Genomic DNA, 26,408 nt, shown 5'->3' on the forward strand with positions numbered 1-26,408 from the left:
AGCGGGATCGGTGTCGTAGAAGCGCTCAAGTGTGCGGTGCGACAACCTACACACAGTTTGCCACCTGGGCGGCGCAGACGGGTCGCTGCCGCTGGCTGCGCTACGGGTGACTGGAGTGGGTGATGCGCCTGTTCAGGGCGTTGGCAATGGGCGCAAAAACAAAGTGTTGCCGTGTGGAGAGCGGGACCCGCTGGGGGCCCGCAGGCAACAACAAGCACTGGCGGTGTTAGCCCGCTTTCTTTGCTTACTTTCTTTGCGGCGGCAAAGAAAGTAAGTGCCGCCCCGCACAGGGGCAACACTAGCAAACCAGAAACATCACGCGGATGCCAACGCTAGAAATCGCGGATGCCAGCGAAAGCAAAATCGACAGCAAAAAAACGGGCAACGCCGCGCCGCAGGCAAAAATGCCACAGGGGCAACGCCAGCAAACCAGAAGCAAACCGCGGATGCCGGCGTAAAACCCCGAAAACCTTACCGCTTCAATTTAGCAAAAGCAGCAGCCATAGCATTAACAGGCTCGGCCTCCCGCGAGCGAGCCTGCTGCGTCCGGGCACCGGCACCACCCGACCGCCCACCCCGATCCTGCTGCCCAGCGCGCGCAGGCGCGCCACTGCCGCTGGCAGCAAAATCATCATCCAACCGCATCGTCAACGAAATCCGCTGACGCTTGACGTCGACCTCCAGCACCTTGACCTTAACGATCTGCCCAGCCTTCACGACTTCGTGCGGATCCTTGATGAACTTGGTCGACATCGCCGACACATGCACGAGTCCATCCTGATGGACGCCAATATCGATGAACGCGCCAAACGCGGCTACGTTCGTCACCACGCCTTCCAGGACCATGCCAGGCGACAAGTCGGAAATCTTCTCGACGCCTTCGCGGAACGTCGCCGTCTTGAACTCAGGACGCGGATCGCGGCCCGGCTTCTCAAGTTCGGAGAGAATGTCGCGCACCGTCGGCAGACCGAAACGGTCATCGACGAATTCGGCCGGCGACAGACGGTTCAATGCATCTCGATTGCCGAGTACCTCGCCGATGTTCTTGGCGATCTTCGCCAGCATCCGCTCGACGAGGGGATACGCTTCCGGGTGGACCGACGAACGGTCGAGCGGATTCTCTCCGCCGTTGATCCGCAAAAAGCCCGCAGCCTGCTCGAAAGTCTTGTCGCCGAGGCGCGGCACCTTGCGCAGGTGGTCGCGAGTCGGGAACGGACCGTTCGCATCGCGATAGTCGACGATGTTGCGCGCGAGCGTCGCGTTCAGGCCGGACACGCGCGCGAGCAACGCGACGGACGCCGTGTTCGCATCCACGCCGACCGCGTTCACGCAGTCTTCGACGACGGCATCGAGCGAACGCGCAAGCTCGCGCTGATTCACGTCATGCTGATACTGACCGACACCGATCGCCTTCGGCTCGATTTTCACAAGTTCCGCCAGCGGGTCTTGCAGTCGGCGCGCAATCGATACTGCGCCACGCAGCGACACGTCCAGCTCCGGGAATTCCTTCGCAGCGAGTTCCGACGCCGAGTACACCGACGCGCCCGCTTCCGACACGACGATCTTCTGCAGCTTCAGCTCGGGATGACGCGCGATCAGCTCGCTCGCGAGCTTGTCCGTTTCGCGCGATGCCGTGCCGTTGCCGATGCTCACCAGTTCCGCCTGCGTCTGCGCGGCGATGCGTGCGAGCTTCGCGAGCGAACCGTCCCAGTCGCGGCGCGGTTCATGCGGGTAGATCGTGTCAGTGGCGAGCAGCTTGCCCGTGCGATCAACGACGGCCACCTTCACGCCCGTACGCAGACCCGGATCGAGACCGATCACGGCCTTCGGGCCGGCCGGTGCTGCAAGCAGAAGATCCTTCAGGTTGCGTGCGAACACACGGATCGCCTCGCTTTCGGCTTCTTCGCGCAGATTCGTCAGCAACTCGTTTTCGATGTGCGGCTGCACCTTCACGCGCCAGCACCAGCGGCACACGTCCGACAGCCACTTGTCGGCGGGACGGCCCTGATTCGCAATGCCGAAGTGGCGCGCGATCATCGCCTCGCCAGGGTGCGGCACCTGCGCGTCGAGTTCTTCGCCGAGCCCGAGCTTGATCATCAACACGCCCGCATTGCGGCCGCGGAAGAGGGCGAGCGCGCGATGCGACGGCACCGTGCGGATCGTTTCGGAATAGTCGTAGTAGTCGCGGAATTTCTCGCCTTCTTCGCCTTCCTTGCCTTCGACCACCGTCGACGTCAGAACGCCCTGATTGAACAGATAGTCGCGCAGCTTGCCGAGCACTTCGGCCGTTTCGCCGAACTGTTCCGAGAGGATGTCGCGCGCGCCGTCGAGTGCGGCCTTGACGTCCGCAACCCCTTTCTCGGCGTCGACGTATTGCGCGGCTTCCGTCTGCGGATCGAGCAGCGGATTCGCGAGCAGCGCATCGGCGAGCGGCTGCAGGCCGGCTTCGCGGGCGATCTGCGCGCGCGTGCGGCGCTTCGGCTTGTACGGCAGATAGAGATCTTCCAGCACCTGCTTGCTGTCGGCGCCTTCGATCGCAGTGCGCAGTTCGTCCGTGAGCTTGCCCTGTTCGTCGATGCTCGCGATGATCGCGGCGCGGCGGTCTTCGAGTTCGCGCAGATAGAGCAGGCGTTCTTCGAGCGTACGCAGTTGCGTGTCGTCGAGATTGCCGGTGACTTCCTTCCGGTACCGGGCGATAAACGGAACAGTCGCTCCTTCATCGAGAAGGGCCACCGCGGCCGCGACCTGGCGGGGCTGGACGGTGAGTTCGGTGGCGATGCGCTGTACGATCTTGAGTGCTACGGTGTCCGTCATAGGGTCTTGATGTTCCTGCCGGATTCGACTGTGGCCGTGCGGCGCGAGAGGCGCGGCGGCCGGGTTGCTGAAAAAGGCGCGCAAGCGCGTGAAAGCTCGTTGAAGCGGGGCATTTTGCCATAAATGACCGAGCGCTCAAGCGCGGGGTGATAGAATTTCAGGCATGTTCCGTTGCCCATCTACGACGTTGCCAACCTCCCGCATTTCGCCCGGATCCTCGCTTCGATCCCCGCTCGCATCGCCCGCATCGCCCGTTTCCAGGCTGCCAGTTGCTTCCGTTGCCTTCGGGTCTGCCGCGTCCATCCGACGTGTCGCGCTTGCCGCATCGCTCGCGTTCGTCGCCTGTGCGGCCGTTGCACCTGGAATGGCCGATGCGCAGCAGAGCACGCCGGGCGCATCGTCGGCGGTGGCGGCTTCGGGGGCGGCGGCCGTGGATGTCTCGGATTCGAGCGATTTCGACCTGCGCCAGAAGGCGCTCGATGGCCGCACGGCCGACAACAACTATCGTTACGCCGTCGCCCAGCACAACTGTTATAGCAAGTTTTTCGTCAATCATTGCCTGAACTCGGCGCGCGACGACATGCGCGTGGTCGCGGCCGACATCCGCAAGGAGCAACTCGCGCTCGACGACGAAAAGCGCATGCAGCACGCGCGTCAACGCGACGAGCAGGCGGCCGTCAAGCGCGCGCAGTATGAAGCCGACGCGCCCGGACGCGAAGCGCAGGACGCGCGCAACGCGCAAGCCTATGAGGACAAGCAGCGCCAGCATCAGTTGAACCAGGCGCAGCGCGAAGCCGAAGCGCCGCAGCGGTCCGCGAACGAGCAGGCGTATCAGCAGAAGCAGCAGCAGCACGCTATCGATCAGGCGCAGCGCGGTATCTCGCCGTCGCAGGCGGCCGCGAACCAGAAGGCCTATGACGCGAAACAGGCCGACTTCCAGCGCAAGCTCGACGAGGCGCATCGTCAGGCCGCGCAGAAGGCCCAGGAGCGCGTCGAGAAGCAGCAGCGCTACGAGCAGAAGCAGACGGAGGCGACGCAGCATAAGGCCGACGTCGAAGAGCGTCAGAAGCAGGCGGCCGAGAAAGCGAGGCAGAAGCAGGACGAGCAGGCGAAGCAGCAACAGCAGCTCGACCAGCAACAGAAGCAACAGCAACAGCAATAGCAGTAAGTAGCATCAGTCGGTAGCATCAAGTCAGCAACAGCCGTAACGCGTTTCAGGCCGGACAGCAACCTCGAGCGGAGCGACCGCGCAGCGCGGCCTTCGCCATTTCGAAAGAGGAGGCGAGCATGCGCGACCATCATCGCGTCATCGACGCGGACACACTGCGCGACCGCATTCTGCAACTGGAATCGGAGCACAGCGGACTCGACCGGTTGATCGACAGAATGTCCGAGGAACCCGGCATCGACGACCTCGAGATACAGCGCCTGAAAAAGCGCAAACTCAAGGTCAAGGACACCATCATCTTGCTGCAATTGCAGCTTGAACCGGAAGCACGCAACTGACAGCGCGGCCAGGCAGGCGCCGGCCCCGTTCAGTGTGTGGCGCGCCGGACTTTGCAGGAATCGCTTGCCTTGAACTCACCGCTTCAATCTTCTTCCCGGGCGGCGTCGGCCGATGACGCGTCGGGCGCCGCTGCGCCGGCCCCTGACGAACGCGCCACGAAAGGCGCGTCGGGCGGCGGCGCGCTGGCAGCGTCGCTGACTCACAAGCGATCGTCGGAACTTGCCGACATCTTCGCCGCCGATGGACTGCTCGCGCGTCAGATCGACGGCTACCGGCCGCGCGCATCGCAGATCGAGATGGCACGCGCCGTTGCGGCCGCAATGGAAGCCTCGGGCCGCGCGATGCCCGAGCCCGCGATGTTCGAGGCGCAGAAGCGACCGGCGCGGCGTTTGCAGCAATCGGCATCGCCATCGGCAAGCGAAACGCACGCGGATCAGGCATCGGCTCACGAAGGCGATCTCGAAGGCGGCGAAAACACGCTGATCGTGGAGGCCGGTACAGGCACGGGCAAGACCTATGCGTACCTCGTACCCGCCATGTTGTGGGGCGGCAAGGTCATCGTTTCGACGGGCACGAAGCACCTGCAGGATCAGCTCTTTCAGCGCGACATTCCGACTGTGCGCGACGCGCTCGCCGTGCCCGTGTCCGTTGCGATGCTCAAGGGCCGCGCGAACTATCTGTGCCACTACTACCTGCAACGCACGGCGGACAACGGACGCCTGCCGTCGCGGCAGGAAACGTCGTATCTGCAGGACATCATCCGCTTCGCGAAGATCACGCGTACAGGCGACAAGGCCGAGCTTGCGAGCGTGCCGGAGACGGCCGCCGTGTGGTCGATGGTGACGTCGACGCGCGACAACTGTCTCGGTCAGGAATGTCCGCAGTACAAGGACTGTTTCGTGATGCAGGCGCGTCGCGAAGCGCAGCAGGCCGATATCGTCGTCGTGAATCACCATCTGTTTTTCGCCGACATCATGTTGCGCGATACGGGTATGGCCGAACTGCTGCCGACGGCGAATACCGTCATCTTCGACGAAGCGCATCAGTTGCCCGAAACCGCGACGCTGTTCTTCGGCGAGACGCTGTCGACCACGCAGTTTCTCGAACTCGCGCGCGACTCTGTAGCGGAAGGCCTCGGTCATGCGCGCGATGCCGTCGACTGGGTGAAGCTCGGTGCGGCGCTCGAACGCTCGGCGCGCGACGTGCGGCTCGCGTTCAAGGAAGATTCCGTGCGTCTGTCGATCGGACAGTTGCCCGACGATCATCCGCTGTTCCCGGCACTCGAAGCCGTCGAGACCGAACTCGATGCGCTCGCTGGCGCGCTCGCCGGACAGTCGGAGCGCGCCGAGTCGCTGGGCGCGCTGCTGCGTCGTGCGCGCGAGTTGCAGGACGTGCTGTCGGGCTGGACCACGCCGCCGACGGAAGCAGAGCGCGACGCGGCATCCGCTGCCGGATCGGCAGCGGAGAAAGGCGATCCGAACGAGAAGGTGCGCTGGATCGAAGTGTTCTCGCATACCGTTCAACTTCACGAGACGCCGCTATCCGTTGCGCCCATTTTCGCGAAGCAACGCGCAGGCGTGCCGCGCGCATGGGTCTTCACGTCGGCGACGCTGTCCGTGCGTGGCGACTTCGCGCATTACGCGGCGCAGATGGGCCTCAACTCGCGCCGCTCGATGACGCTGCCCAGTCCGTTCGATTACGGCACGCAGGGTCTGCTCTACGTGCCGCGCAATCTGCCGCAGCCGTCGTCGCCGATGTTCACCGACGCTGTCTTCGATGCGGCGCTGCCCGCCATCGAAGCATCGGGCGGCGGTGTGTTCATGTTGTGCACGACGCTGCGCGCCGTCGATCGCATCGCATCGAAGTTGCGCGACGTGATCGAGTCGCGTGGCTGGAACATGCCGCTGCTCGTGCAGGGCGATGCGAGCCGCACTGAACTGCTCGATCGTTTTCGCTCGTATGGCAATGCGATTCTCGTGGGCAGTCAGAGCTTCTGGGAAGGCGTGGATGTGCGCGGCGATGCGTTGTCGCTCGTCGTGATCGACAAGCTGCCATTCGCGCCGCCCGACGACCCCGTGCTGTCCGCGCGGCTCGATGCGCTGACCAAGAAGGGCTTGAGTCCGTTTGCCGTGCATCAGCTGCCGCAGGCGGTGATTACGCTGAAGCAGGGCGCCGGGCGTCTTATCCGCTCTGAGACCGATCGCGGCGTGCTGATGATCTGCGACACGCGGCTCGTCGACAAGCCGTATGGACGCCGTATATGGCAGAGCCTGCCGCCTTTCAAGCGCACGCGTGAGATGGATGTCGTGCGCGAGTTTTTCGACGAGAAGAAGCAGGCTTGAGAAGGGACGATCCGTTGCATCGATACATGATGTCTGCCGATGCAACGGGCCGTTCATCGCGTTTCAAAAAATAGATTGCCAGGTGTCGCGGCTTGACGACACTAGAAGCTGAAACGCATCGAATGAATGCGAGCCGGATAATCGATATCAATATCGCGCGCATATATCGAGCACGTAAAGCGGGCGCATAAAGCAAAACGCCACGGACTGAAATCCGTGGCGTTTTGTTTTTTGCCCGGGAAGCCCTCGGACTTCCCGTTGCAGTTTTCGCCCTGAGGCGAACCCTGTGCTACAGCTTACTGGCTTGCGCCCGAAGCCGGAGCAGCTGCCGAAGCAGCAGCGTCCGAAGCAGCAGCGCCTGCGTCCGAAGCAGCAGCCGTAGCCGAAGCAGCAGCGTCGCTCGCAGCAGCAGCAGCGCCCGAAGCAGCAGCAGCCGAATCCGAAGCAGCAGCAGCCGGTGCCGAAGCGGCAGCAGCGTCGCTAGCCGGGGCAGCTGCCTGGTCGCTGCTCTTGTTGCATGCAGCCAGTGCCACAGCTGCCAACAGGGATGCTACGAGGAGGGATTTCTTCATGATCACGTCCTTTTATGGTTAAAGGTAAGCAACAGCGCAAAATAAAACCGGTAATGTGCTCCAACACCGACCTGGGCCGCTGGTGGAGACCGCACTTCATGAGCGTGAATCTTCCCTACGGCTTGGGCGGAAATTATATGCACTTTCATATCGACCGTCGACAAATCCGGGGCCAATACGTTGTCTTTCTCAGACAATTTTTCGCTATACGGTATGACAGCGGAGCGAATCTTATCTCAGTTCACCCATCTGTATCCAGCCCGCACGATACCACTCGTGTAGCAGTGCTGTCATCGACGATTGCTGTGAGAGTGTTACAAAGCGTTTCGCACTCAGATAGCGGTTGTCGGCGAGTTCAATCACCCAATTTTTAACGCCCGACAACCGGCTTTCTTCTCCATTCAGGTAATAAGAGCGGGTGTCGTAAAGCAGCACAGTTTTGCGATCGAGCCGCACACCTTCCTTGCTTGCGCGCTTCAAAAAACGCGTTTCGTCGAGCGGTTTTTCGGGTGGATCGAACACGACGCTCGGCTTCGGTTCGCTCAGATACGTGCCGAGAAAAGCCGACACGTCCTTCTCGCTCCAGTCGATCTTAGCAAGGATTGCGCCCACGCGGTCCACGAGTGCAGCGGGCAGTGCCGCGGGCTTCGCGACAGCCGGTTGCTGCGGATCGCGATAGAGCGTAGCGCCATCCCGCGCGCCATTCGCTTCACCGCGCTCAGCAAGGTAGTAGAGGAACTGCGCGGCCAGTTCGGCCGTCGACGGCGCACGGAAACCGATCGAGCACGTCATGCATTCGCCTTCCGCGACGCCGTCGTGTGCGATGTGCGGCGGCAGATACAGCATGTCGCCCGGCTCCAGCACCCATTCTTCTTCGGGTTCGAAGTGTTGTAGAACTTTCAACGGCAAACCCGGTTGCAACGTCAGATCGCGTTGCGCGCCGATTCGCCAGCGACGCTTGCCGTGCACCTGCAACAGGAAGACATCGTAAGAGTCGAAGTGAGGACCGACGCCGCCGCCGTCCGTCGCATACGAGATCATCAGATCGTCGAGGCGCGCGTCGGGCACGAAGCGAAAGCGGTCAAGTAATGCTCGTGCGCGGTCGTTATGCAGGTCGACGCCTTGCACGAGCAAAGTCCACGCGCGCTGTTTGACGGACGGCAATTCGTCTGCAGCAAACGGACCATGCTCGAGTTGCCATTTGTTGCGAAAGTGCGTGATGAGGCGTGCCTCCACTTCGTCCTGATCGGCCAGCTCGAACAGTTCGTCGCGCGAGAGCGGCGCCGCAATATCGGGAATGGCCTGACGGATGAGCAGCGGCTTTTTCTGCCAGTAGCGCCGCATGAATTGCGACGGTGTCAGATTGCCGAGCAGCGCTGCAGGCTGATCCGGCGATGGCGCGGAAGACATGGAAACGGAACTCGGAGAAGGACGCGCTGAACCTTTGCCAGCGGGGTAGTCAGGGGGCCGCACGGGCATCGTATAATGTGAGTCGTAATCTGGAGAATCGAATGAAAATCGCAAAGAACACCGTCGTATCGGTCTCTTACAAGTTGTCGGATGCGCAAGGCAATCTGATCGAGGAAAGCGACGAGCCGATGGTTTATCTGCACGGCGGCTATGATGGCACGTTCCCCAAGATCGAGGAAGAGCTCGACGGCCATGAGCCCGGCTTCGAAACCCAGATCCAGTTGGAGCCGGGCGACGCATTCGGCGAATACGATCCCGAACTCGTGAAGATAGAGCCGCGCAACCGGTTTCCCGAGCCGCTGGAAGTCGGCATGCAGTTCGAAGGCACGCCTGAAGAGGGCGACGAAGACCTCGATTCGCTGATCTATACGGTGACCGACGTCGCGGAAGACAAAGTCGTGCTCGACGGCAATCATCCGCTCGCCGGTATGGCGCTGCGTTTCGCGCTGACCGTGAAGGACGTGCGCGAAGCGACGGAAGACGAGATCCAGCACGAGCACGCGCATGGTGCGAGCGGCCTCGAAATCGTCGATGAAGACGATGACGAAGATGGTGCCGACGAAGCCGAACCGTCACGGCCGACGCTGCACTGACCGTGCAGGGTTGACAGGTCAGAGACGGGAAGTCGGAGCAGTTCCCGCAGCGGGCGCGAAAGCGCCCGTTGTCGCATCTGGGCGTGGAGTGGCGCTAGTAGCCGTTGCCCCGGTTCGTTCCGCTCGCGCCCATGCCTGGGGGCGAAGGCTCGGGCAGTATCGGCGGCAGTTCCGAAGCGGGTGAGGAATCCGGTACGGGCGGCATCGGCGGCGGTACGGGGGGCGCCGCGTTCGGCATAGTGGGCGCAGCAGGCAGCGGCAGACTCTTCGGCACATCCCGCACGGTGACGCGAAACGGCGGCCGTTTCGCCAGATCGACGTCGATTTGCACCCACTGGTTCTGAGGACTACGCGGCGCGAATGCGATACGCGTGAGATTCGTCACCAGATCGCCTTTGTCGTTGCGCAACGGCTGGTCGATCATGAAGCCAGGGTGCGATCGATCGTCGTCCTGATGAATCACGACCACGGGTCCGCGAAACGTCTCCGCCAGTTTCACGAGACTGCGCTTGAATTCCATGAAGCCATCGCGCTTCGATCGATGGCCGAAGCGCAGCCACGCGAATCGTTCAGGGCGCTCGTAGCGCTCGGGATCGAAATCGCCCTGAACCAGCACGACGATCGCGCGCGCACCACGGCGCTTTGCGTACTCGGCCGCATGATCGAGCCAGAAGGTGTTGGCGATCACGCGGTCTTCGAATTCGCCGTTGCGACCGCCTGCATACAGAAAATGATTGTTTGGGCCCGGTACGTTCAGGCCCACGAATACCGTGTCGCCGACCATCCAGCGCACGTTTTCCCGATACGGATGAAATCGCGATACTTCGCTTTCCCGCGCAAGCGGAAGCGGATTCTGTCCCATCGACGACGCATCCGCGAACAAGGTCTGCCGCAACTGATCGAGTCGTTCGACGGGATCGTAGCCGCCTGCCTCAGCCGTCCCGCAATCGGCCCAGTCATGCTGGCCAGGGATGAAGACGAGTGCGGGCTTCGAAGTTTCGAGCAGCGTATGGCGCGTCTCGAACAGCGAGTCCCGGCACGCTTCCTTGCCGCTTTTCAGATTGCCGTCGTACACGACGAACGAAACGTCCGGCTCGCGCCCGATTGCTTCCAGGAGCCGCTGCGTGAGCGCTTCGTCGGCGGGACCCTGCAGCGTACTGCCGATGACCGCGAACGCGTAGTTGGGCGCCGATTCTTTAGCAAACGACCCGGAGCCGTACGCTGCCAGCGCCAGCGTGGCGGCGACCGCGATGGCGCGCACTGCGCCGCCCGAACAGCGGCGGCGTGTCAGCGCGCAGTTCGTGTGCGTGTCAGCGCGGCGCATCTGGCGACTTGGCCAGTTCATGCAGTTCGTAAAGCAGATCGAGTGCGTCGCGCGGCCGCAGATCGTTCGGGTCAATCTCGCGCAGGCGCTCGACGAGCGTCTGGGTAGCGGGATCGAGCGCCGGGGCGACGGGCTCGTCGTCGGCGTCTTCGAGCATTGCCACGGGCGCGGCGAACAGGTCGAGTTGCGGCGCGGGCGCAGCAGCCGATTGCTGTTCCAGGTAGGCGAGGTGCTTGCGCGCGGCGCGAATCACGGCATTCGGCACGCCCGCGAGTTGTGCGACCTGCAGGCCGTAACTCTGGTTGGCAGGGCCTTCGTTGACGGCATGCAGGAACACGATGCCGTGCCCATGTTCGACCGCCGACAGATGGACGTTGGCCGCGTGCGGAAACTCGGCAGGCAGTTGCGTCAATTCGAAGTAGTGCGTCGCGAAGAGTGTGTGGCAGCCATTATGCGCAAGCAGGTGTCGCGCGATTGCCCACGCGAGCGCGAGGCCGTCGAAGGTGGACGTGCCGCGGCCGATCTCGTCCATCAGCACGAGGCTTTGCGGTGTCGCGTCGTTCAGGATCGCGGCCGCTTCCGTCATTTCGACCATGAAGGTCGAGCGCCCACCCGCCAGATCGTCGGCGGCGCCGATCCGCGTGAAGATCCGGTCGATCGGTCCAAACGATGCCCGACGCGCCGGCACATAGCTGCCGACATGCGCCATCAGCGCGATCAGCGCGGTCTGCCGCATGAAGGTCGACTTACCGCCCATGTTCGGACCGGTGATCAGCAGCAGCTTGCGTTCGGGGTTCAGCACGCAGTCGTTCGCGATGAACTGCTCGACCTGCGCTTCGACCACGGGATGCCGGCCCTGTTCGATATCGATGCCGCCCGTTGCGGAGAAGCTCGGCGCGACCCAGTCGAGCGCGCGGGCCCGCTCGGCGAACGCAGCGAGCAGATCGAGTTCGGCGAGCGCCGACGCGACCCGCTGGCAGTCGGCGATGAAGGGCAGCAGCGATTGCAGCAGCGCGTCATACAAGGCTTTTTCGCGAGCGAGTGCGCGTTCCTGCGCGGACAGCGCTTTATCCTCGAACGTCTTCAGCTCGGGCGTGATGTAGCGTTCGGCGTTCTTCAGGGTCTGGCGGCGACGGTAGTCGTCGGGCACTTTGTCCGTCTGGCCGCGCGTGACTTCGATATAGAAGCCGTGCACCTTGTTGTACTCGACGCGCAGATTGCCGATGCCTGTCCGCGCGCGTTCACGCGTTTCGAGATCGATCAGGAACTGTCCGCAGTTCTCCGAAATATCTCGCAGTTCATCGAGGTCCGCGTCATAGCCGCGTGCGATGACACCGCCGTCGCGGATCATCGCCGCCGGTTCCTGCGCGACGGCGCGTTTCAACAGATCGACGCAATCGGCGGGCGGTTCCAGCGACGCATCGATGCGCGCGAGCGAATCCGCTGCCGCCGTGACCGCGACGAGTTGCGCGCGCAGTTCGGGCAGCGCGATGAACGTGTCGCGCAGGCTGGATAGATCTCGCGGACGCGCGGACAGCAGCGCCAGCCGCCCCGTGATCCGTTCGATATCCGAGATCTGTCGCAGCGCGCCGCGCAGCGCATCGAGGCTGGCTTGAGGCGGCGCGTCGAGCAACGCGCCGATGGCCTGCTGGCGCGCCTGCGCGAACGAGGCATCGCGTGGCGGATGATGCAGCCAGTGACGCAGCAGCCGGCTGCCCATCGTCGTGCAGCAGGTATCGAGCAGCGAGCAGAGCGTGGGCGAGTCCGTGCCGCGCAGCGTTTCCGTGAGTTCGAGATTGCGCCGCGTGGACGGATCGAGGCCGATGTACTCCGATTCGTATTCGACTTTCAGACTGCGCACGTGGCGCAACTGCTGACCTTGCGTGGCCGCCGCGTACAGCAGCAATGCGCCTGCCGCGCCGCACGCGCTGGAAAGCGAATGCGCGCCGAAGCCGTCGAGGCCTGCTACTTCGAGTTGATCGCACAGCCGCTGCGTGCCCGACGCGACGTCGAAATGCCAGACGGGGACACGCGTGGTCGCGCCGAAACCCGTGGGCATCGACCACGCGTTCGCGTCGCCCGACGACGGCGCGTCGGCAACGAGGATTTCAGCGGGACGGATGCGCTCAAGTGCTGCCGCGACCTGATCGGGCGCGACTTCGGCGAGGCGCAGCGCGCCGCTGGCCAGATTCAGCCAGGCGAGACCGACCGTCGTGACCACGCCGCGCCGGTTGTGTCCCGCGCATACCGCGAGCAGATAGGTATCGCTCTTGTCGGAGAGCAGGGCGGCGTCAGTCAGCGTGCCCGGCGTCACCACGCGCACGACCTTGCGCTCGACGGGCCCCTTCGATGTCGCCGGGTCGCCGATCTGTTCGCAGATCGCGACCGACTCGCCGAGCTTCACGAGTTTCGCCAGATATTGTTCGACGGCGTGATGCGGCACGCCCGCCATCTTGATCGGATTGCCGCCCGATGCGCCGCGCTGCGTGAGTGTCAGATCGAGCAGGCGCGAGGCTTTTTCCGCGTCGTCGAAGAACAGTTCATAGAAGTCGCCCATCCGGTAGAACACGAGCGTGCCCGGATGCTCCCCTTTGATGCGCAGGTACTGCTGCATCATGGGAGTGTGTTGCGCGATATCGCTTGCGGCTGCCGTTTGAGTGCCCATCCTCGTGTCTTTCTTGCGTAACTGTTCAGGGCGTGAGTTTAACCCGGCGACGCGTCGAGCGAACCTGGCCGGATGGCCAGGCTGCCGCAGCGACATTCCGTTGCGTAAGCTGCGGAGACGTTCATTCCTCGATGAGCGCGCGCATGTCGACCTTGTGCGCGTTCGCGGCACTGCGTCGCTGCGCAAGCCACATCATCCCCGTGATGAACAGGCCGAACACGGCGATGATCCACTGCACGGGCATTTTCGCCGTCAGCAGGATCGCGTACGCGCCCAGCATCAGCAGGACGGCGAGGTTCTGGTTGAAGTTCTGCACGGCGATCGAATGGCCCGCCGTGAGCAGCGTCGCGCCGCGATGTTGAAGAATCGCATTCATCGGCACGATGAAAAAGCCGGACAGCGCGCCGAGCAGAACCATCAACGGATAGGAGAAGATCAGGTAAGCGGGCGCGAACAGTTCGCCGACGCGCAGGCCGGCGCCGGGAGGAAACAGGCTCTTGCTGTAGAAGGCCATCGCAATGGCGACGCCGCCCGTGATCAGGCCGATGGGCAACACCTTCAGCGAAGCGCGCAATGGAATCCATGCTGCGGCGGCCGCCGCGCCGATCGCAATGCCAAGGCCCGCGACGCCCTGCATGACAGCCGCCTTCGAGAGCGACAGCCCGAGGTTCGCGTCCGCCCACTTGAGCACGAGCAATTGGAGCGTGACGGCGCCGCCCCACATCAGGGTCGTGACCCACAGCGCAATCTGCGCGAGGCGATCGGCCCACAGCACGTTGAAACAGCGCACGAACTCGCCGACGAGCGCGCCGGGTTCGACCAGCCGGTTCGGATAACGCGCGCCCGTGTCCGGAATGCCGACGTTGAGCGCCGCGGCGATCGCGTAGGTGATCATCACGGCGAGCATCGCGAGGTCGGCGGCGGAATGGATCAGCGGCCACTGCATGTGCTGAACCAGACGCGACGCGTAGGTGCTGATCAGCGCGCCGCCCAGCATCGTGCCGACGATGGTCGACAGCACGGTCGCCGATTCGAGCCACGCGTTCGCGGCGACGAGCCGTTCGGCGGGCAGCAGTTCGGTGAGAATGCCGTACTTCGCCGGCGAGTACGCGGCCGCGCCGAAGCCGACCACGCCATACGCGATCATCGGATGCACGCCGCCGATCATCAGCAGGCAGCCGCCTGCCTTCAGCGCGTTCGAAATGAACATCACGTGGCGCTTTTGCAATGCATCGGCAAACGCGCCGACGAAGGGCGCGAGCAGTACGTATGAGATCGTGAAGAAGATCTGCAGCAGCGGCGTGATCCACGCGGGCGAGCGGATTACCGTGAGCAGCGCGATGGCCGCGATCAGCAGCGCGTTATCGGCGAGCGACGACACGAACTGTGCCGCGATGATCGTGTAGAAACCTTTCTTCATGGTCCCGATTGGAACACAGCGCCCGCATTTTTGCCGTTGACGCACGCTTTGCGGTATGTGCGCGAAGCGCGTCGTGTGCGGCGGCTCAAAAAGAAAAAGCGGCCGAAGCCGCTTTCGATATCGCACAGCGTCTTACGCCGCCTGTTCCTTCGTCCGCGTGTAGCGCGACAGAATCGGAATCATCTGCGCATAAACCTTCGGGTTGCCCGCGACGATCTCATGCAGATGCAGGAAGTCCGAGTCGCCCGTGTAGTTGCCGACGAGGCCGCCTGCTTCCGTGATGAGCAAGCTGCCTGCCGCCATGTCCCATGCGCTGATGCCTTGCTCGAAGAAGCCGTCGAGGCGGCCCGCTGCGACGTTTGCCAGATCGAGGGCGGCCGCGCCCGGGCGGCGCAGGCCCGCGCAGGCCTTGGTCATGTCGGCGAAGAGTTGCGTGTAGGCGTCGAGCGTGTCCTTTTCGCGGAACGGGAAGCCCGTGCCGATCAGGCTGTCGGCGAGCCGGTCGCGGCGGGCGACGCGGATGCGGCGGTCATTCAGGTAGGCGCCGCGGCCGCGCGATGCCGTGAACAGGTCGTTGCGCGTCGGGTCATAGACGACCGCCTGCGTGACGATGCCCTTGTGCGCGAGCGCGATCGACACGCAGTAGTACTGGAAGCCGTGGATGAAGTTCGTGGTGCCGTCGAGGGGATCGATGATCCACTGATATTCGGACTCGTTGCCCGATTCGCCGGACTCTTCGGCGAGGATGGCGTGATCGGGGTAGGCGGTGGTCAGCGTTTCGATGATGGCCGCTTCCGACGCCTTGTCGACCTCCGTGACGAAATCGTTGTGCTGTTTCTTGCTGACCTGCACGAGGTCGAGATCGAGCGACGCGCGGTTGATGATCTGCCCGGCGCGGCGAGCGGCCTTGACAGCGATATTGAGCATGGGATGCATGAGTCTGGATCCTTGTGCCGGACGCGCACGGCGGCTGCCCGGTGTTGAGCTGAAAATAAGCTGTTAATCACGCGAAACGGGCGCCGGACACGACGGGGTCGCAACCTGGCAGCACATTCCGTCGACGGAGACGAATTGAAGAAGAGCGGTGCGCCTTGCGGATGATCCCTGTGAGAGACGAGTTGGCAGGGCGCGAATATCGGGATTTTACCTGAGTCTGGTGGTTTCATGGCGGTCGGGGCCTATCCGGACCGGTGCATGATGGATACGTGGCGGATGCAAGCGCGTCGATTCCGAAGCAACAGGGCAGACGTTAGCCGAACGGCAGATGGAAAGAGCGGGCGGGCGGCGCTAACATGACTGTTTCCTTGCACTTAAATGCCTATCGTGGTTCAGACGCCTTCTTCGACCTCTACCAGTACTGCTTCCGACAACTCCGGCACCATCGGCGGCGGCTTCACGTCGACGCGTTTCGTGCTCGTCGAGCCCAGTCATCCCGGCAACGTCGGCGCAGCGGCACGGGCGCTGAAGACCATGGGCTTCTCGCGGCTCGTGCTGGTGTCGCCGCGTGTGGCCGATGTGAAGAACGACCCGGAAGCGATCGCGATGGCCAGCGGCGCGGACGACGTACTCGCGTCGGCTCATGTCGTGCCGACGCTCGCGGACGCGCTGTCGGGCGCGAGCTGGTCGCTGGCGCTGACGGCGCGCGCTCGCGAATACGGGCCGCCGCAACTCGCGCCGCGCGCCGCCGCGACGCAGGCGCGCGAGCATGCCGCGCATGGCGATATCGCGCTCGTGTTCGGCAACGAGCGTACGGGTCTGTCGAACGAAGATGTCGAGCGGTGCAGCGCGCTTGCGCACATTCCCGCGAATCCTGCGTACAGTTCGCTGAATCTCTCGCAGGCAATCCAGGTGCTGTCGTATGAACTGCGCATGGCGTATCTGGTCGACGGCGAGGGCGCGGATTCCGTGTCGGGCAGTGCCGGCGCACTCGCGGCCAGCGACGAAATCGAGCGTATGTACGTGCATCTGGAAAACGCACTGATCGCGCTCGACTTCCTCGATCCCGGCAATCCCAAGAAGCTGATGTCGCGCTTGCGGCGGCTCTTTGCTCGCTCGGGTCTCGAGCGCGAAGAGGTCAATATCGTGCGGGGCATCGCCAAGCACATTCTGCTGAAGGCAAAAGGGCGCGACGCCGACGAGCGTTGAATCGTGCGCGGGCAGGTCGAGCCGGGCGCCCGTTTTGCCCATGAGGCGCCAGACCTTGTCGTCTGCGTGGGCTTCCGGCAGGTTTCGCGCATTCGCCCTACAATGGCCCGAAACGTCATAAGCAAAGCACGCCGGCTGCAATAGACGTGGTGTCGGACGCCAACGTCCCGACGCCGGATGCAACGGCGGCCTGCTGCTGCCCGCGCGACGCGCGGCGGCGCTCCATCCCTACGACAGCCCCACTGCCATGTTCACGAGACTCCGCGAAGACATCGCCACGATCCGCGAGCGCGATCCCGCCGCCCGCAGCGCCTGGGAAGTCCTCACGTGTTATCCGGGTTTGCATGCGCTGATCTTCCATCGTTTCGCCCACGCTTGCTGGCGCGCGAATCGCCGCTGGCTCGCGCGCTTCGCATCGCAGTTCGGCCGCTTCATGACGGGCATCGAAATTCATCCGGGCGCGACCATCGGACGGCGCGTGTTCATCGACCACGGCATGGGCGTCGTGATCGGCGAGACGGCTGAAGTCGGCGACGATTGCACGATCTATCAGGGCGTCACGCTCGGCGGCACGTCGCTGACGCGCGGTGCGAAACGCCATCCGACGCTCGAGCGCGGCGTGATCGTCGGCGCGGGCGCGAAGGTGCTCGGAGGCTTTACCATCGGCGCGGACGCGAAAATCGGTTCGAATGCCGTGGTCGTGAAGCCGGTGCCGGCGGGCGGCACGGCTGTCGGCAATCCGGCGCGCGTGATCATGCCGGCCAGGGCAGCCGCGAACGCGCCGCTCGACACTGACGTGAAACCGGATGCCAACCCAACGCGCACGCGCCCGGGTTTCTGTGCATACGGCATCACGCCGAATGCGGACGATCCCGTTTCGCTCGCGATTCACGGGCTGATCGACCATGCGGCTACGCAGTCGCAGCGCATTGATGAAATCGTCGCCGCGCTCGAACGGCTCGGTGCGAGTCTCGAAGCGCTGCACGGCGCGGATGCCGCGTTGCTGGATCTGCGCCGTCTTTCGGCGGCGATTGCGGGGAAGGTCGAGGAAACGACGCGCTGAGTTGGCGTCGACAGCGGCGTCGCTGCGCCGACGCGAACGACGCGTCAACTGGACCGCGACATTGCAAGCGGCTATTTATTTGTCGAGCCGCAGCGCCTTGATCCCTTCGGAATCGATACGCACGTAACCGCCACGGCGCTCGCCGTGGTCGAGGTCCCAATCGGGCAGTACCCAGCGCATGCCGCCTTTCTCGTGATGCAGCGCGGGCCGGTGCGTGTGGCCGTGAATCATGGTGGCCGTTTTGGTCTTCTTGAAGAGCGCGGCGATGCCTTCCGACGTCACGTCATATCGCGGCGTCACCGGGCGTACACGTCCCGCTTCGCTCGTCCTGCGCATCTTTTCAGCCAGCGCCTTGCGCCAGCGATACGGCCATGCCAGAAACAGCCACTGCGCGAGACGGTTGCGCGCAAAGCCGCGAAAGCGCTGGTAGCCACGGTCCAGCGTGCACTGCGCGTCGCCATGCGTGAGCGCGATCTTGGTACCGAATGCGGTAATGACGAACGGATCGGGCAGCCAGATCGCGCCCGCCGCTTTCATGAAGCGCTTGCCCAACAGGAAGTCGCGGTTGCCGTGCATGATGTAGAGCGCAATGCCGCGCTCCGACAGCGTATGCATCAGCTTGGCCATGCGGGCGGGGAAGGGTTCGGCGAGCATGTCGTCGCCGATCCAGTATTCGAACAGGTCGCCGAGAATGAAGACGGAATCCGCGTGCTCGGCCGTCACCATGACGAAGTGCTCGAACGCGGCGACCGTTTGCGGGATCGCCTCGCTCAGATGCAGGTCGGCGATAAAGAAAAACGGGCGCGCCGCGTGGGGGCGTTTGCCCTCGCCAGGCACGCCCGCAGCGACGCTTCGCAGCGGCGTTTCTTGCAGCATTGAAGTGTGCTTCTCTTGGTTTCTCAGCGCTTCTTAAAGAATAGGCCGTTCGGCTGAGTAATGTTCTTACTCGACGACGACAGCCTTTTCGATGATCACGTCGTCGACGGGCACGTCCTGGTGGAAGCCCTTCGAACCCGTCTTGACCTTGCGGATCGCATCGACGACGTCGAGGCCTTCGACGACCTTGCCGAACACTGCGTAGCCCCAGCCCTGCGGCGTCGGCGACGAGTGGTTCAGGAAGTCGTTGTCGTTCACGTTGATGAAGAACTGGGCCGTTGCCGAGTGCGGGTCGTTCGTGCGTGCCATCGCAATCGAACCCTTGACGTTCTTCAGACCGTTGTTCGCCTCGTTGGCGATCGGCGTGCTGGTCGGCTTTTGCTGCATGCCGGGTTCGAAGCCGCCGCCCTGGATCATGAAGCCGTCGATCACGCGGTGGAACACCGTGTTGTCGTAGTGGCCGGCCTTCACATAGGCGAGGAAGTTTTCGACCGACTTCGGCGCTTTTTCCGCGTCAAGTTCGAGCTTGATGACGCCGTGGTTCGTGTGCAGTTCAACCATGATGATTTCCTTTGGGTCTGAGTGAGTGGAAGGCGCGGTGCATCGCCGTCTGAGCGGTGAGTGGCCCGCGCCCGTGGCATGGTTAGTTCCGGTGCTGCATGTCGGCTTCGTGGCTGATTCGCCCGTCGCCTTGCCGGTTCCGCCGACCTGTTTGCCGCCTTACTTGCCGACTATTGTCGCCGACTGGATCACGACCTGCTTTTGCGGCACATCGCTCATCGGGCCGCGCGACGTAGTAGGTGTTCCTTCGATCTTCTTCACGACGTCCATGCCTGCCGTCACCTTGCCGAACACGGCATAACCGTTGCCATCCGGATTCGGATAGTCGAGGCCGGCGTTGTCGACCGTGTTGATGAAGAATTGTGCCGTGGCCGAATTCGGATCGCCCGTACGCGCCATCGCGATCGTGCCCGTCATGTTTTTCAGGCCATTGCGGCTTTCGAGGGGAATCGGCGCGCGCGTCGGCTTCTCCGCGAAGCTTGTCGTGTAGCCGCCGCCCTGGATCATGAAGCCGGGGATCACGCGATGGAAGATCGTGCCGTTGTATTGACCGGATTTCACGTAGTCGAGGAAGTTGGCAACCGTCTTCGGCGCTTTCTCAGGATACAGCTCGACGCGGATATCGCCTTCCGATGTCTTCAAGAGAACGGACGGATGCGCAGCCTGTGACCCGTTTTGCGCAAAGGCGGGTGCGTTTGCGATCAGGGCGGCGCTGCCGAGCGCCAACATCAACCATTTCATGTAAATCCTCGGGGTGAAAGCAGGGTGAACTCAGAAGAAAAACGTCGGCAAGCGCGCGGCCCGAAGGCACGCGCGCGAGCGCTCACTGCGATGGTGCAACGTATGGCGGCGTCGCGAGCGAACCATTCGGGCCGCCGAACTGGAAGCCCTGCGAGTTCGTGATGTTCTCCATCGCGCGATTCGTGTAGTCCGATTCGGCTGCCGGCTGGCTCGTCTTCTTCACGGGCGTCTTGCGCGGCGACACGATTTTCTCGATGTCGGCGATGCGCTGGCTCGTCGTGCCGTTACCGGCACCAAGACTTTGCGCACGGCGATACGCCTGATCCGCGAGGCGCAGATACAGGTCGCCGAGATTTTCATACGCGAGACCGTAACCGGGGCTCGCCTTGACAGCCGTTTCCAGCGCGGCGCGCGCTTCCGTGTAGCGGCCCTGCTTCGCGTACAGCGCAGCGAGGTTGTTGTACGGCTCAGGCAGTTCGGGGTAGGTCTGGGTGAGTTCGGTGAACGCGGCGATGGCGTCGTCGTCGCGATTCAGTCGCGCGAGCACCGTGGCGCGCTTGAATTTGGCCTGCGCGTCGCGCGGATTGGCGGCGATGCGCGCGTCGAGCTGCGCGAGGGCGGCCGTCCAGTTCTTCTCCTGGATGGACGCGTCGGCGTCCGGCGTGACGTCGCGCACGGCCGGACCGTGGGAAACCGTCTGCGTTTTCTGCGCGAAAGCCGGTGCGGCGGGCAGCATCAACAGGGCAAGACCGCAGCAGGCCGTGCCCGCTGCCGCGCTCAAAGCCGCGAGCAAACCCGGGCGGGACGATGTGTCCGACGTCGAAGAAAATGTCGAACGGAGCGCCGTCGCGAAGAGGGGCGTGGCGCCTCGCGCGCGGCCGCTGGAGTGTTTCATAGGCTCAGGTCGGGATGTTATACTCCGACCCATTCTAACAAAAGGTCTGCGCGTTCCGTCGAACCACAGACTGTCTTTCGCCACTCGTGGTCGTCTCCGCCTTGACGTCAGCCTGATCCCGCACCGTTGCGCGACATGCTGTCAGTCATGCCGCACCGCCCGTGTTCGTTCATGCAGTTGCATGCTTTCTTCGGGCGCGGTATGAACGAACACCAAGCGGATTTCTTTCGGCCCACGCATCGTCTCTATGGAATCTCTGCGCATCTACAACACGCTCGCGCGTGACAAGCAAAATTTCGTGCCGCTTCATGAAGGCGAAGTGCGCATGTATGTCTGCGGGATGACGGTGTACGACTACTGCCACGTGGGCCATGCGCGGGTGATGGTCGTGTTCGACATCGTGCAGCGCTGGCTGCGCACGCTCGGGTACAAGGTCACCTATGTGCGCAACATCACCGACATCGACGACAAGATCATTCGCCGCGCCGTCGAGAACGGCGAGACCATCAAGTCGCTGACCGACCGCTTCATCGCGGCGCTGCATGAAGATGCCGACGCGCTCGGTATCGAACGGCCCGATCTCGAGCCGCGCGCGACGGAGTTCGTGCCGCAGATGCTCGGCATGATCGAGAAGCTCGAAGCGAACGGCTACGCGTACCAGGCCGCCGACGGCGACGTGAACTACGCGGTGCGCAAGTTCGACAACTACGGCGCGCTATCGGGCAAGTCGCTCGAAGACCTGCGCGCAGGCGAGCGCGTGGCCGCCAACGACGCGAAGCAGGACCCGCTCGACTTCGTGCTGTGGAAGCAGTCGAAGCCCAACGAGCCCGCCGACACCGGCTGGGATTCGAAGTACGGCCGCGGGCGTCCCGGCTGGCATATCGAGTGCTCGGCGATGGGCTGCACGCTGCTCGGCGAACATTTCGACATTCATGGCGGCGGCCAGGATCTGCAGTTTCCGCACCACGAAAACGAGATCGCACAAAGTGAAGGCGCAACGCGCCAAACCTTCGTCAATTACTGGATGCACAACGGCTACGTCCAGATCGACAATGAGAAGATGTCGAAGTCGCTCGGCAACTTCTTCACGATCCGCGAGGTGCTCGCGAAGTACGATGCCGAAGTCGTGCGGTTCTTCATTGCGCGCGCGCATTACCGTTCGCCGCTCAACTACAGCGACGTGCATCTCGACGATGCGCGCGGCGCGCTCGCGCGTCTGTACACGGCGCTGAAGGACACACCGCCGCAAGCCGGCGAAGTCGACTGGAGCGAAGCGTACGCACAGCGTTTTCGCGCGGCGATGAACGACGATTTCAATACGCCTGTCGCCGTGTCCGTGCTGTTCGAGCTGGTGAGCGAAGTGAACCGCACGCGCGATGGGGCGCTTGCGCGTCAATTGCACGGTCTTGGGCTTGTGCTCGGGTTGCTCGGGCGCGAGCCGCGCGTCTATCTGCAACAGGCGGGGGGGAGCGTCGGCGAAGGCGCGCTGGATACGGCAGCGATCGAAGCGAAGATCGCCGCGCGCGTCGCCGCGAAGCAGGCAAAGGACTACGCCGAGGCAGACCGGATCCGCAAGGAATTGCTGGACACCGGTATTGCACTCGAAGATAAACCGGGCGGGTTGACCGAGTGGCGTCGCGTTTGAACGCACCTCGAACTTCCCACTGATCGACTCGCCAGGCAGGAGGCAGGATGGCAACGGCCACGAAGACGCCGGCTAAACGGGCCGCGTCTCAATCTGACGCGGCATCTAAAGTAAGGGCAGTGCGTGCGCGAAACGGTGTGACCGCGAAGGGCGCCGCGAAGGTGGCGGTGAAATCGGCATCGGCGAAGGGGGTCAAGGCGGGTGCGCTCGCGAGGCCTGTGCCGACGCGATCTCACGTCAACGGCGCGGACGCGCCCGAGGCTGCAGCGGTGAAGCCGTCGCGCGCGCGGACTGCGCACGCGAAGGGCAACGGTTCGCTGCCTGCCGGACTCGCGGGTGATTTGCGCGACACCGCGCACGACAACCAGGAAGTCGAGCCGGCGCGCAAGCCGCGCGCGGCGGTGTCGTCGGCGGAAGGCGTCGACGCGGTGCAGGCCGCGCAGCCGTCGGTCGTCACGCGTCCCGCGTATTGGGACAAGGCGTGCGCCGATCTCGTCAAGCGCGACCGCATTCTCAAGAAGCTGATTCCGAAATTCGGCCCGGTGCATCTGTCGAGCCGTGCCGATCCGTTCGTCACGCTTGCGCGGTCGGTGATCGGTCAGCAGATTTCCGTCGCGTCCGCGCAGGCAATGTGGCAACGCATCGTCGCTGCGTGTCCGAAGCTCGTGCCCCAGCAGATCATCAAGCTGGGCCAGGGCGATCTGATGGGCTGCGGCGTATCGAAGCGCAAGGCCGAGTACATTCTCGATCTCGCGCATCACTTCGTCTCGGGTGCCTTGCACGTCGGCAAGTGGACGTCGATGGAAGACGAGGGCGTGATCGCCGAGCTGACGCAGATTCGCGGCATCAGCCGCTGGACGGCCGAGATGTTCCTGATTTTCGACCTCTCGCGTCCGGACGTGCTGCCGCTCGACGATCCGAATCTGATCCACGCAATCAGCCAGAACTATTTCAGCGGGGAGCCGGTGACGCGCAGCGAGGCGCGGGAAGTCGCTGCGAACTGGGAGCCGTGGCGTACCGTCGCAACGTGGTATATGTGGCGAAGCCTTGATCCGGCGCCCGCCGGCAACTGAAGAAACGAACGAAGCAACGAGCGAAGCAAAAAGCGGAACCCCTCATCGTCTATCGATTTGTTAAAATCGATAGATTCGAGACGATTTCGTCATGGGCGCGCGCGGTTAGAATACGCGCTGCCGGTAAGTCGAAGGATTAAAAACCAATGAAGACCACCTTTCTGGATTTCGAGCAGCCAATCGCGGAGCTCGAAGCGAAAATCGAAGAATTGCGCTTCGTGCAGGACGATTCGGCCGTCGATATTTCGGAAGAGATCGAGCGGCTGTCGAAGAAGAGCCAGCAACTCACGAAGGATCTGTATACGAACCTGTCGCCGTGGCAGGTTTCGCAAATCGCGCGTCATCCGCAGCGTCCGTACACGCAGGACTACATCAACGAACTGTTCACCGATTTCCACGAACTGCATGGCGACCGTTCGTTTTCGGACGACCTGTCGATCGTCGGCGGCCTCGCGCGCTTCAATGGCCAGCCGTGCATGGTGATCGGCCACCAGAAGGGCCGTGACACGAAGGAGCGCGCGCTGCGCAACTTCGGCATGCCGCGTCCCGAGGGCTATCGCAAGGCCGAACGGCTGATGCGCCTTGCCGAGAAATTCGGTTTGCCGCTCTTTACGTTCATCGACACGCCGGGCGCGTATCCCGGCATCGGCGCGGAAGAGCGCGGTCAGTCGGAAGCGATCGGCCGCAATCTGTATGTGATGGCCGAGCTGAAGACGCCGATCATCTCGACGATCATCGGCGAAGGCGGTTCGGGCGGCGCACTGGCTGTCGCCGTCGCTGACAGCGTGCTGATGCTGCAGTTCTCGACCTACTCGGTGATTTCGCCCGAAGGCTGCGCGTCGATTCTGTGGAAGAGCGCCGCGAAGGCGCCCGAAGCGGCTGAAGCACTGGGCCTGACGGCGCATCGTCTGAAGGCGCTGGGTCTGATCGACAAGATCGTCAGCGAGCCGCTCGGCGGCGCGCATCGCGATCCGAAGGGCATGGCGGCGATGCTGCGCCGCGCGCTGGCTGATTCGCTGCGCCAGTTCCACGGCATGAGCACGAACGATCTGCGTCAACGCCGCTTCGATCGTCTGATGGCCTACGGCAAGTTCAAGGAAACCACGCCGGGCGCGTAAGCGCGCTAGCGTTTTCATCAGCAGGCGCTTCGGCGCCGTCACCTCGTGACTCTCTCCGCTGACACATCCGCCGACCGCCTCGTTCTCGATGCGGTCGGCGTTGCTTTTGGCGCGTTGCCGAACGATGCGCGCGTCGCGATCGCGTTCAGCGGCGGCGTCGATTCGACTGTGCTGCTCGACGCGGCGGTGCGCGTCGGTGGTGCGGCGCGTTGTGTCGCGTTGCATATCCATCACGGTCTCAGTCCCAACGCCGACGAATGGCTCGCGCATGGCGAGGCGTTTGCGCGCGAACGGTGTGTCGAGTTTGCTTCGACACACGTCGACGTGTCGCGAGCGGCAGGCGTGAGCATCGAGGCCGCGGCACGCGACGCGCGTTATCGCGCACTCGATGCGCTGTGCACGCAGCATCGCGTGCACACGCTGTGGCTCGCGCAGCACGCGGACGATCAGGCGGAAACCGTATTGCTTCAACTGCTGCGCGGTGCGGGGCTCGCCGGGCTCGCGGCGATGGCGCCGGAATATCTGCCGCCCGGCGCCTCGGTCACGCGCGTGCGTCCGCTGTTGCATCTGCTGCGCGCGCAACTGGAGCAGTATGCGCACGCACGCGATCTGCGCTGGATCGATGACGAGTCGAACGCCGACACCCGCTATGCACGCAACGCGTTACGTCACGATGTGCTGCCGGGTCTCGCCGTGCATTTTCCGGGCTTTCGTGACGCGCTCGCGCGTACGGCGGCGCATGCGGCGGCGGCCCAGCGTCTGCTCGACGAGCTGGCGCGCATCGATCTGCAAACGGCGCGTGGTGAGGAAGAGGGTGCCTTGTCGCGCGACGCGCTGCTCGCACTCGACGACGAACGCGCAGCCAACCTGCTGCGCTACTGGATGCGCACGCTCGGTTTGCCCGCTGCGTCGACTGCGCGCCTGATGGATGCGCTGCGTCAGCTGCGCGAGATCAGCGATGCCCACACGCTGCGTGTCGATCACGCTGGGCAGGCGTTGCGCAGCTATCGCGGACAGATCTATTGGGAAGCAGGCGACAGCAGCGATCCCGCCGACGAAACGGCGCTCGTCGAACGGAGCGAGAGCGTGCTCGCATGGCGGGGCGAAAGCGTGTGGCGACTGCCGCAGTGGCGCGGCACGTTCGTGTTCAGCGACGCGGCCGCCGATGCACCCGATGCGATTCCCGCTGATGCGCTCACGCGAGCGCCGCTCGTCGCGCGATCACGCAGCGGTGGCGAACGGATGCGCTGCGCGTCGAACGGCCCAAGTCGAACGTTGAAGAATCTCTTTCAGGAGCGCGGCGTACCGTCATGGAAGCGCGACGTGCCGTTGCTGTTCGCAGGCGACGCTTTGCTGTTCGTGCCGCTGATCGGCGTGAACCGCGCGGCGATCGCCGAAGCGGCGCAACGGACGAGCACCCGTTACGTCAGGATCGAATGGCGCGAGGATCTCACGCTCGCGTGATCGGGCGCCCATGCCCGACTGACCGGACGGCTATTGTCATCAGCACGCAACATTGGCCGCAAATCCTTCTCCGACAAGCATTTGCAACGGCCTTTGACCGGATTTCGGCTTGTCTTTTTA

At 63.6% G+C, this 26,408-nt stretch carries 20 protein-coding genes; 10 read left to right on the forward strand and 10 right to left on the reverse strand.

All coding sequences use genetic code 11. The features are described from left to right. Positions 1-471: 471 nt before the first annotated feature. Positions 472-2,814 (reverse strand): Tex family protein, encoded by a 2,343-nt coding sequence (locus G3N95_RS10590; protein WP_205969949.1) that lies wholly within the window; start codon positions 2,812-2,814, stop codon positions 472-474. A 364-nt stretch (positions 2,815-3,178) separates the two neighbouring features. On the opposite strand from G3N95_RS10590, the gene G3N95_RS10595 reads away from it, so the two are divergent. The 3 genes from G3N95_RS10595 to G3N95_RS10605 all read left to right on the forward strand — a co-directional run bounded on the left by G3N95_RS10595 (position 3,179) and on the right by G3N95_RS10605 (position 6,663). Next, on the forward strand, positions 3,179-3,976 hold the full coding sequence (locus tag G3N95_RS10595) for a colicin transporter (RefSeq protein ID WP_241018373.1): 798 nt from the start codon (positions 3,179-3,181) through the stop codon (positions 3,974-3,976). A gap of 125 nt (positions 3,977-4,101) precedes the next feature. After that, entirely contained in the window at positions 4,102-4,320 is a 219-nt protein-coding gene (locus G3N95_RS10600) for a DUF465 domain-containing protein (RefSeq protein ID WP_012400800.1), read from the forward strand. A gap of 69 nt (positions 4,321-4,389) precedes the next feature. Further along, on the forward strand, positions 4,390-6,663 hold the full coding sequence (locus G3N95_RS10605) for an ATP-dependent DNA helicase (RefSeq protein WP_205969950.1): 2,274 nt from the start codon (positions 4,390-4,392) through the stop codon (positions 6,661-6,663). Between the two features lie 803 nt (positions 6,664-7,466). On the opposite strand, the gene G3N95_RS10610 is transcribed toward G3N95_RS10605, so the two are convergent. Then, on the reverse strand, positions 7,467-8,714 hold the full coding sequence (locus tag G3N95_RS10610) for a cupin domain-containing protein (protein WP_205969951.1): 1,248 nt from the start codon (positions 8,712-8,714) through the stop codon (positions 7,467-7,469). Between the two features lie 32 nt (positions 8,715-8,746). Between G3N95_RS10610 and G3N95_RS10615 the strand changes: the two genes are divergently transcribed. Next, the gene (locus G3N95_RS10615) at positions 8,747-9,298 is read left to right on the forward strand and encodes a peptidylprolyl isomerase (RefSeq protein WP_205969952.1); all 552 of its coding nucleotides are present in this window, start codon (positions 8,747-8,749) and stop codon (positions 9,296-9,298) included. Positions 9,299-9,392: 94 nt separating this feature from the next. Here the strand turns inward: G3N95_RS10615 and G3N95_RS10620 are convergent, their stop codons facing one another. The 4 genes from G3N95_RS10620 to G3N95_RS10635 all read right to left on the reverse strand — a co-directional run bounded on the left by G3N95_RS10620 (position 9,393) and on the right by G3N95_RS10635 (position 15,643). Further along, on the reverse strand, positions 9,393-10,643 hold the full coding sequence (locus tag G3N95_RS10620) for a hypothetical protein (protein WP_241018375.1): 1,251 nt from the start codon (positions 10,641-10,643) through the stop codon (positions 9,393-9,395). Next, positions 10,609-13,287, reverse strand: a complete 2,679-nt coding sequence (mutS, locus tag G3N95_RS10625) for a DNA mismatch repair protein MutS (protein WP_205969953.1) — start codon at positions 13,285-13,287, stop codon at positions 10,609-10,611. Before mutS ends, G3N95_RS10620 begins: the two co-directional genes overlap by 35 nt. A 121-nt stretch (positions 13,288-13,408) precedes the next feature. Then, entirely contained in the window at positions 13,409-14,707 is a 1,299-nt protein-coding gene (gene lplT, locus G3N95_RS10630; RefSeq protein ID WP_205969954.1) for a lysophospholipid transporter LplT, read from the reverse strand. Positions 14,708-14,839: 132 nt separating this feature from the next. Further along, entirely contained in the window at positions 14,840-15,643 is an 804-nt protein-coding gene (locus G3N95_RS10635) for an inositol monophosphatase family protein (protein ID WP_205969955.1), read from the reverse strand. A gap of 378 nt (positions 15,644-16,021) precedes the next feature. Between G3N95_RS10635 and G3N95_RS10640 the strand changes: the two genes are divergently transcribed. Together G3N95_RS10640 and cysE are read left to right on the forward strand one after the other, a co-directional pair. Continuing rightward, positions 16,022-16,852 (forward strand): RNA methyltransferase, encoded by an 831-nt coding sequence (locus tag G3N95_RS10640; protein WP_205969956.1) that lies wholly within the window; start codon positions 16,022-16,024, stop codon positions 16,850-16,852. A gap of 247 nt (positions 16,853-17,099) precedes the next feature. Further along, positions 17,100-17,915, forward strand: a complete 816-nt coding sequence (gene cysE, locus G3N95_RS10645) for a serine O-acetyltransferase (RefSeq protein WP_205969957.1) — start codon at positions 17,100-17,102, stop codon at positions 17,913-17,915. A gap of 75 nt (positions 17,916-17,990) precedes the next feature. Here cysE and G3N95_RS10650 read toward each other — a convergent pair whose 3' ends face one another. The 4 genes from G3N95_RS10650 to G3N95_RS10665 form a co-directional block, all read right to left on the reverse strand. Further along, positions 17,991-18,791, reverse strand: a complete 801-nt coding sequence (locus G3N95_RS10650; RefSeq protein WP_205969958.1) for a UDP-2,3-diacylglucosamine diphosphatase — start codon at positions 18,789-18,791, stop codon at positions 17,991-17,993. A gap of 66 nt (positions 18,792-18,857) precedes the next feature. Next, on the reverse strand, positions 18,858-19,352 hold the full coding sequence (locus G3N95_RS10655; protein ID WP_205969959.1) for a peptidylprolyl isomerase: 495 nt from the start codon (positions 19,350-19,352) through the stop codon (positions 18,858-18,860). 159 nt (positions 19,353-19,511) lie between these two features. Further along, on the reverse strand, positions 19,512-20,093 hold the full coding sequence (locus tag G3N95_RS10660) for a peptidylprolyl isomerase (RefSeq protein ID WP_205969960.1): 582 nt from the start codon (positions 20,091-20,093) through the stop codon (positions 19,512-19,514). A gap of 82 nt (positions 20,094-20,175) precedes the next feature. Further along, positions 20,176-20,988 (reverse strand): tetratricopeptide repeat protein, encoded by an 813-nt coding sequence (locus tag G3N95_RS10665; protein WP_205969961.1) that lies wholly within the window; start codon positions 20,986-20,988, stop codon positions 20,176-20,178. Positions 20,989-21,235: 247 nt separating this feature from the next. On the opposite strand from G3N95_RS10665, the gene cysS reads away from it, so the two are divergent. The 4 genes from cysS to tilS all read left to right on the forward strand — a co-directional run bounded on the left by cysS (position 21,236) and on the right by tilS (position 26,288). Beyond that, positions 21,236-22,633: a cysteine--tRNA ligase gene (cysS, locus tag G3N95_RS10670; RefSeq protein ID WP_205969962.1), complete on the forward strand. Its 1,398-nt coding sequence runs from the start codon at positions 21,236-21,238 to the stop codon at positions 22,631-22,633. A gap of 47 nt (positions 22,634-22,680) precedes the next feature. Continuing rightward, entirely contained in the window at positions 22,681-23,706 is a 1,026-nt protein-coding gene (locus tag G3N95_RS10675) for an endonuclease III domain-containing protein (RefSeq protein ID WP_205969963.1), read from the forward strand. A gap of 146 nt (positions 23,707-23,852) precedes the next feature. After that, entirely contained in the window at positions 23,853-24,824 is a 972-nt protein-coding gene (locus G3N95_RS10680; RefSeq protein WP_205969964.1) for an acetyl-CoA carboxylase carboxyltransferase subunit alpha, read from the forward strand. Between the two features lie 45 nt (positions 24,825-24,869). Then, positions 24,870-26,288, forward strand: a complete 1,419-nt coding sequence (tilS, locus tag G3N95_RS10685) for a tRNA lysidine(34) synthetase TilS (RefSeq protein WP_205969965.1) — start codon at positions 24,870-24,872, stop codon at positions 26,286-26,288. Positions 26,289-26,408 lie beyond the last annotated feature (120 nt).

It is taken from the genome of Paraburkholderia sp. Tr-20389 (assembly GCF_017104565.1).
Lineage (GTDB): Bacteria > Pseudomonadota > Gammaproteobacteria > Burkholderiales > Burkholderiaceae > Paraburkholderia.

Coding starts and splice junctions, on each gene's coding strand:
- G3N95_RS10595 (WP_241018373.1), top strand. CDS start 3,179: ATGGCCGATGCGCAGCAGAGCACGCCGGGCGCATCGTCGGCGGTGGCG.
- mutS (WP_205969953.1), bottom strand. CDS start 13,287: ATGGGCACTCAAACGGCAGCCGCAAGCGATATCGCGCAACACACTCCC.
- G3N95_RS10665 (WP_205969961.1), bottom strand. CDS start 20,988: ATGAAACACTCCAGCGGCCGCGCGCGAGGCGCCACGCCCCTCTTCGCG.
- G3N95_RS10600 (WP_012400800.1), top strand. CDS start 4,102: ATGCGCGACCATCATCGCGTCATCGACGCGGACACACTGCGCGACCGC.
- G3N95_RS10660 (WP_205969960.1), bottom strand. CDS start 20,093: ATGAAATGGTTGATGTTGGCGCTCGGCAGCGCCGCCCTGATCGCAAAC.
- cysE (WP_205969957.1), top strand. CDS start 17,100: ATGTTCACGAGACTCCGCGAAGACATCGCCACGATCCGCGAGCGCGAT.
- G3N95_RS10655 (WP_205969959.1), bottom strand. CDS start 19,352: ATGGTTGAACTGCACACGAACCACGGCGTCATCAAGCTCGAACTTGAC.
- G3N95_RS10615 (WP_205969952.1), top strand. CDS start 8,747: ATGAAAATCGCAAAGAACACCGTCGTATCGGTCTCTTACAAGTTGTCG.
- lplT (WP_205969954.1), bottom strand. CDS start 14,707: ATGAAGAAAGGTTTCTACACGATCATCGCGGCACAGTTCGTGTCGTCG.
- G3N95_RS10640 (WP_205969956.1), top strand. CDS start 16,022: ATGCCTATCGTGGTTCAGACGCCTTCTTCGACCTCTACCAGTACTGCT.
- G3N95_RS10650 (WP_205969958.1), bottom strand. CDS start 18,791: ATGCTGCAAGAAACGCCGCTGCGAAGCGTCGCTGCGGGCGTGCCTGGC.
- G3N95_RS10620 (WP_241018375.1), bottom strand. CDS start 10,643: ATGAACTGGCCAAGTCGCCAGATGCGCCGCGCTGACACGCACACGAAC.
- G3N95_RS10680 (WP_205969964.1), top strand. CDS start 23,853: ATGAAGACCACCTTTCTGGATTTCGAGCAGCCAATCGCGGAGCTCGAA.
- G3N95_RS10590 (WP_205969949.1), bottom strand. CDS start 2,814: ATGACGGACACCGTAGCACTCAAGATCGTACAGCGCATCGCCACCGAA.
- G3N95_RS10635 (WP_205969955.1), bottom strand. CDS start 15,643: ATGCATCCCATGCTCAATATCGCTGTCAAGGCCGCTCGCCGCGCCGGG.
- G3N95_RS10675 (WP_205969963.1), top strand. CDS start 22,681: ATGGCAACGGCCACGAAGACGCCGGCTAAACGGGCCGCGTCTCAATCT.
- cysS (WP_205969962.1), top strand. CDS start 21,236: ATGGAATCTCTGCGCATCTACAACACGCTCGCGCGTGACAAGCAAAAT.
- G3N95_RS10610 (WP_205969951.1), bottom strand. CDS start 8,714: ATGCCCGTGCGGCCCCCTGACTACCCCGCTGGCAAAGGTTCAGCGCGT.